The 10,158-nt window shown below is 36.6% G+C and carries 10 protein-coding genes; 1 reads left to right on the forward strand and 9 read right to left on the reverse strand.

All coding sequences use genetic code 11. The annotated features are described in order from the left end of the window. The 5 genes from FWE37_07790 to rfbF form a co-directional block, all read right to left on the reverse strand. Positions 1–261, reverse strand: a 261-nt coding sequence (locus tag FWE37_07790; GenBank protein MCL2520879.1) for a DUF4422 domain-containing protein, incomplete at its 3' end; no start/stop codon positions are given. A gap of 9 nt (positions 262–270) precedes the next feature. After that, complete coding sequence (glf, locus tag FWE37_07795; GenBank protein MCL2520880.1) at positions 271–1,437, reverse strand: UDP-galactopyranose mutase; 1,167 nt, start codon at positions 1,435–1,437, stop codon at positions 271–273. Between the two features lie 4 nt (positions 1,438–1,441). Continuing rightward, the gene (gene rfbG, locus FWE37_07800; GenBank protein MCL2520881.1) at positions 1,442–2,524 is read right to left on the reverse strand and encodes a CDP-glucose 4,6-dehydratase; all 1,083 of its coding nucleotides are present in this window, start codon (positions 2,522–2,524) and stop codon (positions 1,442–1,444) included. Beyond that, positions 2,511–3,350 carry an NAD(P)-dependent oxidoreductase gene (locus tag FWE37_07805; GenBank protein ID MCL2520882.1) on the reverse strand — a complete coding sequence of 280 codons (840 nt, stop codon included), beginning with the start codon at positions 3,348–3,350 and terminating at the stop codon, positions 2,511–2,513. Before FWE37_07805 ends, rfbG begins: the two co-directional genes overlap by 14 nt. Positions 3,351–3,412: 62 nt before the next feature. Next, positions 3,413–4,192: a glucose-1-phosphate cytidylyltransferase gene (gene rfbF / locus FWE37_07810; protein MCL2520883.1), complete on the reverse strand. Its 780-nt coding sequence runs from the start codon at positions 4,190–4,192 to the stop codon at positions 3,413–3,415. Between the two features lie 380 nt (positions 4,193–4,572). Between rfbF and FWE37_07815 the strand changes: the two genes are divergently transcribed. After that, entirely contained in the window at positions 4,573–5,877 is a 1,305-nt protein-coding gene (locus FWE37_07815) for a UDP-glucose/GDP-mannose dehydrogenase family protein (GenBank protein MCL2520884.1), read from the forward strand. 18 nt (positions 5,878–5,895) lie between these two features. Here FWE37_07815 and FWE37_07820 read toward each other — a convergent pair whose 3' ends face one another. From FWE37_07820 to FWE37_07835, 4 genes are all read right to left on the reverse strand, one after another. Further along, the gene (locus tag FWE37_07820) at positions 5,896–6,927 is read right to left on the reverse strand and encodes a glycosyltransferase family 8 protein (protein MCL2520885.1); all 1,032 of its coding nucleotides are present in this window, start codon (positions 6,925–6,927) and stop codon (positions 5,896–5,898) included. 14 nt (positions 6,928–6,941) lie between these two features. Then, the gene (locus FWE37_07825; protein ID MCL2520886.1) at positions 6,942–7,961 is read right to left on the reverse strand and encodes a glycosyltransferase family 8 protein; all 1,020 of its coding nucleotides are present in this window, start codon (positions 7,959–7,961) and stop codon (positions 6,942–6,944) included. A 49-nt stretch (positions 7,962–8,010) separates the two neighbouring features. Beyond that, on the reverse strand, positions 8,011–9,024 hold the full coding sequence (locus tag FWE37_07830) for a glycosyltransferase family 8 protein (GenBank protein MCL2520887.1): 1,014 nt from the start codon (positions 9,022–9,024) through the stop codon (positions 8,011–8,013). A 2-nt stretch (positions 9,025–9,026) separates the two neighbouring features. After that, the coding region (locus tag FWE37_07835) for a glycosyltransferase (protein MCL2520888.1) at positions 9,027–10,158 on the reverse strand (1,132 nt) is incomplete at its 5' end.

A 10,158-nucleotide genomic window follows, 5' to 3' on the forward strand; every position in this document is an offset into this window, starting at 1 on the left:
AAAACTAAAATACCTCCTATAATGGCAAAGCCCATAATAATCAGCCTTCACGTTCTTCCAAGCCCAATACATTACTGTTAGTTCATTATACGACAATCTTTTTTCAGAGATATTATCTCCAGTATCATCACCAATAATATCTGGTTTATTTTCACGTTTATCGTACACCGCTCCGCAACGTACAGGTACAAAAAGAGGGTTATCTATTACTTCACTATCTAAATCGATACGATGAGATACAAATATTTTTATATCTTTCATTTGCCTTATTTACCTTTTAACAATATTATTAAACACTTCAAATGCTCGCATAATAGCGTTATCCATATTATAGTATTTATAGTCAGCCAACCTACCGCATAAAAAAAAGTTAGGGAATCCTTGTAAATTAGCTAAGTATTTGTTATACATAACAGTGTTCACATCAGTTAAAATAGGGTAGTATGGCTCTAAGTCATCACCATCTTTTACCTGTAATGGGTACTCGTAGGCTACCGTAGTAACACCCTGTATATTTTGCACAGGTAATTTTTTATACTCGGTTATACGGGTATACCCTTCGGCACTAGGGTAAGCAACTACGGGAGCAATCTGAAAACTATCAACTTGTTTAGTTTGATAATCAAACCGGAGCGAGCGGTAGGGCAGCTGTCCATAACTATATTGTAATAGCTCGTCTATAGCACCAGTATACACTACTGGAATATGAATCTGTTGGTTATTAAATAAAATTTTTTTGCTTTCAGTGTTAATTTGCAAATAACTTAAGGCATCTGTATTAAGCCTTACTTCAATATTTTTGTGATTTAATAATCCAGTAAAAAATTGTGTAAACCCATTTTTAGGCATAACTTGATAAGTATCATCAAAATAAGCATTGGTATAATCTAATCTAACAGGTACCCGCTTTAGTACGCTGACATCAATTTCTTCAGGAGGAATACCCCACTGCTTGGCTGTATAAGGACGATAGTCTATTTCAAATAATTTTTCGGCATATTGCCTAATTAGCAGGTCATCACATCTCAGTAGCTCAACAATAGTTACACTTTTTTGCTCACCATAACAAATCTTTAAATGCTGCTTCAAGTTTTCGGCTTCTTCTTGATTATAAAGCATATCAATGGTGGTTAGGTTAAACGGCGATGGTGAAACAATATCGTCCATTACTGCAGCACATTGTAAGCGATAATCGACCCAGTCGCCGTACTTGATAATAAAGTCAAAAACCTCTTTATTGTTAGTATGCAATGTGTGTGGTCCATAATGTTGCACTAAAATACCATTATCATCTATCTCATCGTACATATTACCAGCAATATGGTTTCGCCGTTCTAATATCAGCACTTTTTTACCTTGTTCGGCAAGCTTACGGGCTATCACACTACCGCAAAAACCACTCCCAACTATAAGGCAGTCAAAACTTGAAATATCCAAACTCTTAACTTCCTCTTTTACAAAAATCATCAATTTGTTTTAAACAAAAATCAAACATATCTGCCGACTGCAAGGCTTCTTTATACCAATCCACTGTAAACTTTATGGTCTCATCTAAAGTTAAACGTGCCTGCCAGTCAAGCATCACATAAGCTTTGGTAACATCAAGATTTAATAACTGGTTTTCGTGCACAAATACACCGGCTGATTTATCAATGACGACTCCTTCCCCATAATATTTTACCAGTTTGCTGACTACTTCCCACACAGTTTTATTAGAAGCCAGCGGTGGCCCAAAGTTAAACTCAGTAGCATATTTTACTGGCTCCTCTATTAACTTTTGACCAACACGTAAATATCCTACCAATGGTTCAAGTACATGCTCCCACGGCCTAGTGGCATTGGGACTTCGTATTTCTATATCACGTCCTTCTTCGATGGCTTTGATACAATCCGGTACAAGACGATTATCACTCCAGTCGCCACCACCTACGACGTTACCCGCACGCACCTCAGCTACTGCTTTACCGTGTTTAGCATAATCGTTAATATTAAAATACGAACTTCGATACGAAGAAATTACTAATGAAGCAGCTCCTTTAGAAGCTGAATAAGGGTCATATCCGCCCATTCGGTCAGTTTCTTTGTAGCCCCATATCTGCTCAATATTTTCGTAACATTTATCTGAAGTTATCATCACCACTGTTTTAATAAAATCAAACTTTCGACATACTTCCATCACGTTAACCGAGCCTAAAATATTAGTTTCGTAAGTGTATTTAGGGTCGACATAAGCCGTTCTTACCAATGCTTGCGCACCTAAATGAAAAATAATTTCGGGCTTATATTTTTCAACTACCGCTTCTAATGTATCAAAATTACGCAAGTCGCCGCGTTCATCAGCAAATAAATGTTTTTTTAGGTGTGAGGCGTAATAATTGCCTTTGGGTGAATAAGGGTTTAGCGCATAGCCCACTACGTTTGCTCCTAATGAAGTTAGCCAAACCGATAGCCACGAACCCTTAAACCCCGTATGCCCCGTAACTAATACAGTTTTACCCTTGTACACGTTGTTAAAATTTTCCATTCTCTTTCCACCAACTTATAGTTTGTTTTAAACCTTCGTTTAACGTAAACTGGGGTTGCCACCCTAGTGAACGCAGCTTTTCGTTATCGCCACACACAAAAGGGTCATCATAACTTGGAGGAACTACTCCCCATAATACTTTCGATTTTGACCTAGTGAATTCTACAATTCTTTCAACAATAGCTCGTAACCTTACCGCCTCGCCCGAAGAAATATTAACTGCACCCACCATATCACTCTCAAACAAAGTGACAATACCCATCGCCATATCGTAAACATGCAGGTAATCAACTTGCTTTACACAATCAGAGACCCTCACATCTTCATTCTTTAAACACGATAATATTACTGCCGGCACAATACGCTCAGGCTTTTCAAATGGGCCATAAAGATTAAAGATACGAGCTGTTTTAAACGCTATATCGTTTTGAGCTGCATACTGATTCCCCACCACATCTAAAGCCGCTTTCGCTTTCCCGTATATAGAGTGATTAGTAATTGGCGTGGCATTTTCTTTAAAGTAGCCGTAAGAAAAATCGTATTCAGAGACACTACCAGCCATTAAAAAACGTTTGCCGCCGTTCTCTTTAAACCACTTTAACATATCCAACGACAAAGATAACCACTCCATATTGAGATTAGATTTATGTAGCCCTTTGCCCACATACCACGCCAAATGGATACAATCCGTAAACTTATATTCTTCCATAAAAGTTTTAACGGCTTCACGGTTATTAAAATCTAAATCACACTGCACAATTTTTTCGTTATTGGTCTGTAAAGAATTGATACTTGGAGCATATACGGTATACCCTCGTTGCACCATTTCAGCAGTAACATTGCGCCCTATAAAGCCCGTTGCCCCAGTAATAAGAATTTTTTTATCCATTATTTATTCCATACAGCCCAAACTGCCTTACCTTTCGACCACATATTGGTTAAATCATTTTTATCTTTTAAAGTATCCATCGCTTGCCAAAAACCGTCGTGTTTATAGGCGTTAAGTTGACCTTCATTTGCTAACATCTCTAGCGGCCTTCGCTCCAAAATAGTACCCTTGCCATCCTTTAAATAATTAAAAACTTCGCTCTCCATCACAAAAAAACCACCGTTAATCCAACCACTACCTCCCTCGGCCTTTTCTTTAAAAGATAAAATAGTTCCATCATTCTCCATATCCAACACCCCAAAGCGCCCGCTTGGTCGCACCGCTGTAAGTGTAGCGTATTTACCTGCTTTTTCATGATTTTTAACTAATTCGGTAACATCAACATCACTTATACCATCACCATAAGTTATCATAAACCGCTCTTTACCAATATAATCTCTAGCAGCTAATAGCCGCCCACCAGTCATGCTATCCTGCCCAGTGTAAAGCATAGTAACTTTCCAATTTTCAGTTCTATTTTTATGTAACTCCACTACGTTACTTGCCATATCCACCGTAACATCACTATAACGCGAGTAATAATTAATAAAATAATCCTTTATAATATGCGATTTATACCCAGTAAGCACAATAAACTCATTAAAGCCGTAATGCGAGTATATTTTCATAATGTGCCAAAGAATAGGGTGTCCACCAATTTCAACCATTGGTTTAGGCACTAGGTTGGTCTCCTCTGAAAGACGCGTACCCAAACCACCTGCTAAAATAACTACTTTCATAAGTCTACCTTTATAATAAATATTAAAATTTACACTCAACGCTACTCGTTTATTCGTTTTTAATAAAAAAACAATGACGTTAGTGTTACTGTAGCACATAACATGTTTTTTGTCTATACTAAAAATATAGAGTGGCAGTGAATAAAAAATAATGTTATATACGAAATGCTTTAGTTTTCGTTATCTTATTGCTATTTTTTGGTCTTTAAATTTTGCTATTTTTTAAGTTATGGACTAACTCTATTCTTTGTCCATTACCGCAAGTAAATAAATATTTTAGATATTTCTTTATGTGATTTTTATCTATTTTTATTTAGATGCTGTTTAATCAACTCCCATTCCGCTTGCCACAACGGTTTTTTTTTGTTACAATATTAACTATGAAAATTACCATTATCGGTGCCGGCTATGTTGGCTTAGTGGGTGCTGTTTGTTTTGCCGAGCAAGGCCACAATGTACTTGCGGTGGAAATTAATGAGCCAAAACTTAATAAACTTAAAAAAGGTCTAAGCCCTATCTATGAAAAAGATTTAGAGCCACTCTTACAAAAGGCTTTGGCTAGTGGTAAGCTTAGCTTTACTGCCAGCATAAAAGAGGCGGCAAATTTTGCCGAAATTATTATGCTTTGTGTGGGTACACCTCAAAGCGATGATGGGCAAGCCGATCTGCGTTATATTCAGCAGGCGGTAGAAGAAATAGCTCGCTATAGTACCGGTTATAAACTCATTGTCGAAAAATCAACGGTGCCGGTAGGTACGCACAAGCAAATCATCGACTGGATAAAAAACATTAACCAAAATTTACAGACTGATGTGGCTAGTAATCCCGAGTTTTTACGTGAAGGTCTTGCTGTGAAAGATTTTATGCAGCCAGATCGTATTGTATGCGGGGTGGCTAGTGATAAGGCTAAAGCTTTACTTAACGAGCTTTACCAGCCTTTTATTAAGCAAAATGTAGCTATTATCTTTACTAATGTGGCTTCGGCCGAACTTATCAAGCAAGCGGCTAATAGCTTTTTAGCTACTAAAATTAGCTATGCCAACATGTTGGCCGAATTATGCGAAAAAGTTGATGCTAACATTAACGATGTAACACACGGTATTGGTCTAGATGCACGTATTGGTAGTAAATTTTTACAGGCAGGTATTGGTTATGGTGGTAGCTGCTTCCCTAAAGATATTGCCGCTTTTATCCGTACCGGCGAGGAACACGGCCTTAATTTAGGGTTGCTGCGCGAAACGGCCTATATTAATGCCCGCCAGCGTGAGCGTTTTATTAATAAAATTAAAATTAATATTAACCCGCTCTTTAATAAAAAAATTGCTTTGTGGGGACTGGCCTTTAAGCCCGACACCGATGATGTGCGTGCAGCACCGGCTATTTATTTAGTAAAAGAACTGCTGGGTAATCAAGCGCAGGTACGATTGTATGACCCTAAAGCGATGACTAAATTTAAAGAACATTTTAATGAAAGTGCCAACTTAACTTATTTTGATGATATGTACGAAGCTGTAAAGAATGCCGATGGTTTAGTGTTAGTTACCGAATGGCCGCAATTTAGTGAGGCCGATTTTGCTAAAATGAAAGAGCTTATGACCGGCCGTCATATCTTTGATGCGCGTAATGCTTTAAATAGTGCTGTTCTTAAAGAATTAGGCTTTAATTATGTAGGTATGGGTAGGTAAATGGGTTTAAATGCTTATTTACCTCTTACGTTTTCCTTTCAATAAAACCAACCCATACGGCATTATATTTTTAAGTACTTTCTTTAAAGTAAGTCTATTAAGTTTGGCTCTAAAACTATCCGGCGGGTCGATGTGCCAGCCAATTTTAGCTGCGTAGCTAAGGTAAAGCTTTGTAAATTGCGTGTTTATTATTCCGCGCCATGGAGCAAAGCGCCCGCCAAAGTGTACAAGTTTTGGTATGTAATTTTCTTTCATTTCGTTTTCTAGACCAAACGATTTATAAAAGATGTGTGTGTTAAAGTTGGTTATATCGGTAATGTCAAAGCTAAGCATAGGCAGTAAATAGCAAAGAAAGTTATAGTGTAAACTGAAATAAGCTCTGCTAGAAGGACCATCTTGTAAAGCTAAATAATTTAAAGCGTCTTGGTCAGAATTAACAAGTCCCTTCCCATTAAATTCGTGGAGAAATGATAATGCTCTTTGAGTATAATTATGCTGTTGCCAATAATGATTGTTTATTACTAACACACCTGAATTAACATAATTATTTTCTTCATGTAAATTAAAACCCAGTTGATAAAAAAAATTATAAAGCTTTTTGGCGCCAATATTTGCCGGTGGGCGAGTAAAATGAAAAAGGTCTTTCTCGTTAAAGGCTGCATAGGCCTTTTCTTCCAAATTAATGTCGAAAAGTTCACTTAAATCGCCTAGCACTAAAATATCACAATCAAGATAAATTAATTTGGGTACATTGGGTAGTAATTGTGGAATAAGCACTCTAAACATATTTTCTTTGGGTCGTTTATTAACCAACTTAGGAATGCTGTCATAGTTTTCTTGAGTTAAAAAAATAACTTCAATGCCTGCTAAGGCTGTTAAGCTGCTTAGTTTATCGTTAATAAATTTTATATCTTTTTTGGTTAAATTGTAGGTAAGTAAGCAAAATTGGTACTGCGCGCCTTCAGCAGCATTTTGTAAAGCCGAAAACATAGTAACGGTGGCTTGCTTAACAAAAGCGCTATTAAGTGATAAAGCAATAGGAATAATCATAAGTCTTTCCTCGTTTAGTTTTTATTTTGGTTTTTCATTACAATTAAGCCGTAGGGAGTCATATTTTTGATAAACTTTCTAAATGTAAATTGCTTAAGTTTAATTTTAAAGCTTCCCGGCGGGTCGATGTGCCAACCAATTTTAGCGGCATATTCTCTATAAAGCGGCGAAAAGAACGAGGTGCTACCTTTCCATGGTTTATTTTTGCCTACATAGTGCACAATATGCGGTTGATAGTTAGCCGTCATTTCGGCTTCCAAATTTAAGGCTTTATACAAAAAGCGGATACGTGGGTCGGTAATGCGGGTCATATCAAGGTATTGGCTATGAAAATTATACGACCAGCTAATATAAATACGACTGGCAGGGCCGTCTTGTAATGCTAAATAGTTTAAGGCGTCTTGATCGCTGTAAACTAAGCCATTCCCATTAAGTCTGGTTAAAAACTTTAACGCTCTTTTGGTATAATTATGGGCTGCCCAATAATCGTTATTTATAACCAATATACCGCTGTTAATGTAATGATTTTGCTCATTAAATAAATCAAAGCCTTCTTTATAGTATAGGTCAAAAATTCGTTTGACATTGTAATTACTAAAGGGATTTTTAATTAGCTCAAAAGTTTTTTTCTCGCTGCAGGCGGCATAAGCTTTGCCTTCAATGGAAGTGTTGTAAAGTTCTGTTAAATCTTTAAGTACTAAAATATCGCTATCAAGGTAAATTAACTTAGGAATATGAGGTAAAAGCTGCGGTAAAAATACTCTAAACATATTCTCTTTAGAAATCTTATTAACCAAGACCGGAATATCGGCGTAATTTTGCTGCGAAAGATAAATGACTTCTAACCCGGCAAAAGCTTCAAAGCCGCTTATTTTGCCGCTAATATATGCTTTATCATTGTCGGTTAAATCGTAAGTAAGTAAGTAAAAATAATATTGTGTGCTTCTATGAGCATTTTGCAAAGCCGAAAACATCACTACCGTCGATTGTTTAGTAAAAGCGCTATTTAATGATAGGGCAATAGGAATAGCCATAATTAATCTCCTTTTTATTTCAATTTGCACACTTATAAAGGTGAGGCGTTTATATTGTACGCGCCTTTCGCCATTTAATCAAACCATAAGGGGTAAGGGCTTTAAGCGATTTTTTAAAATTAAGACGTTTAAGTTTTGCTTTAAAACTGGTTGGCGGAGTTATGTGCCAGCCAATTTGGGCGGCATAGGCAAGATAATGCTCTGCAAAGGCGGTATTAGCCCCATTCCATGGCTTGCGGGCTGCTATATAATGCACAATGTGGGGCCGGTAATTTTCTTTCAGCTGATTTAATAAATTAAGGGACTTAAATAAAAAACGTGTTTCGGCAGCATTTATACGGTTAATATTAAAAAGTGGGCTAAAAAAGTTGTAGCTAGCACTTAAAAAGTGGCGACTTTGTGGCCCATCTTGTAACGCTAAGTAATTAAGAGCATCTTGCTCAAGATGGACCAGATTGGGAGCATGTTGAGTTAAAAACGCTAAAGCTCTTTGAGTATAATTATGCTCTCGCCAATACACCGCATTAATAACCATTACTCCTGCATTAACGTAGTGAGTTTGCTCGTCTAGTAAATCGAACCCAAGCTCATAAAAAAAATCGAATAAGCGTTTGGTATCGTTATTAATTAACGGTGGTCTAATAAAATTATGCACCCCCTTTTCGCTAACGGCGGCGTAAGCTTTGCCTTCAAGATTAATGTTGTATAGTTCGGTTAAATCATTTAAAATTAAAATATCGCTGTCAAGGTAAATTATTTTGTCAATTTCGGACAAAAGGTTGGGAACAAAAAGCCTAAAAATAATCTCGCGAGCTTTATTATTAATGCTGGGGATTTGGGTATAATCGGCATCACTAAAATAAATTACTTTTACCCCCGCGCAGGTAGTGTACTTTGTGGTAAGTTGCTCTATAAAACTTTCATCGTCTCTGGTTAAATTGTGCGTAAGAAGGTAAAAATAATATTGTGTACCGGCGGCGGCATTAGCAAGGGCTGAAACTATAGCTACAGCAGTTGGTTTAGTGTAAGCGCTATTTAGAGATAAAACGATAGGAATAATCACAGTTACTTCTCCATTAACTTTCTTTTTAATGATAATAGTTGATGCGGAGTAAGGAGTTTAAGGTATTTTTTAATAATTAAAATACATAGCCAGCTGTTAAGGGCTTTGGTTAAAGCCTTTTCATTAAGAGGCTGCCGGCAGATAATGCCGGTAATATTCTTAGCAAGCTTACGTGAAAATCCACGCTGCTGCATAGCTTCTCGAAGAATCTTCTCATTATGCTGGCCGTCATAAAGAGCTAAAGCCTTAAAGAGTTGATAAAAATCATTTAACAAAGCTTGATATTTTACTTTAATAGAGGGCTTTCTTACTATGGGTCTTGTTTTATAATCTATAGCCTTAAAAAATAATTTTAATCCTATAAAATAAACAAATTCGTTGGCTTTATGGTTAGTCATAAAACTTATAATCTCTTTGGTTACTACAGAATAACTTTGGTAACTTTGTGTAAGGTGGCTCAGATTTTTATTAGTGATTGTGCTGCCTTGCCGTATTCTATAGTAATAACCAACTTCATTAATGCAAGCAGCCTTTTGGACTAAACTAAGCCACAGTATAGTTAAAAAATCTTGATGAAAAATTTTCTCTATAAAGAATAAATTATTCTCTAATAGAAAATCGTGCCTAAAAAGATAAGTCCAGTGTACATTACTATTAACACTATTAGTAAAATTTTTTAGTTCAATTTGTGTGTTAAAGATAGTAATAACCTCATTTGTTCTCATTAAATTATTGGCCACAAAGTTTAACTGCCCGGTTTTGTTTTCTATATCAAAATTCGGTACCTCTTTGTTGCCAAAAACCGTAACTTTAAACATTAATACATCTAATTGATTAACTTTGGCCGCTTTGTAAAAACGTGCGACGGCCCCGCTTTCTATGGTATCATCACTATCGATAAACCATACATATTCACCTTTAGCTTCTTTTAACCCGGTATTCCGTGCTGCTCCCTGCCGCCTATTTTCGGTATGAGTAATAATACGTATGCGGCTATCTTTTTTAGCATAAGCTTCAGCTATGGTACGGCTGCCGTCTTGCCCTAAATCATCTATTAAAAGTATCTCCATTTCGGCCATATCTTGGCTTATAAGGCTATCAAGGCATTCGGCAAAGTATGGTTCTACATTCCAA

It is taken from the genome of Spirochaetaceae bacterium (assembly GCA_009784515.1).
In the GTDB taxonomy this organism is placed as follows: domain Bacteria; phylum Spirochaetota; class Spirochaetia; order WRBN01; family WRBN01; genus WRBN01.

What these genes read in the sequence shown, in the direction of transcription:
- rfbG (MCL2520881.1), bottom strand. Translation starts at nt 2,524, where the DNA reads ATGGAAAATTTTAACAACGTGTACAAGGGTAAAACTGTATTAGTTACG.
- FWE37_07805 (MCL2520882.1), bottom strand. Translation starts at nt 3,350, where the DNA reads ATGGTGCAACGAGGGTATACCGTATATGCTCCAAGTATCAATTCTTTA.
- rfbF (MCL2520883.1), bottom strand. Translation starts at nt 4,192, where the DNA reads ATGAAAGTAGTTATTTTAGCAGGTGGTTTGGGTACGCGTCTTTCAGAG.
- FWE37_07815 (MCL2520884.1), top strand. Translation starts at nt 4,573, where the DNA reads ATGAAAATTACCATTATCGGTGCCGGCTATGTTGGCTTAGTGGGTGCT.
- FWE37_07820 (MCL2520885.1), bottom strand. Translation starts at nt 6,927, where the DNA reads ATGATTATTCCTATTGCTTTATCACTTAATAGCGCTTTTGTTAAGCAA.
- FWE37_07825 (MCL2520886.1), bottom strand. Translation starts at nt 7,961, where the DNA reads ATGGCTATTCCTATTGCCCTATCATTAAATAGCGCTTTTACTAAACAA.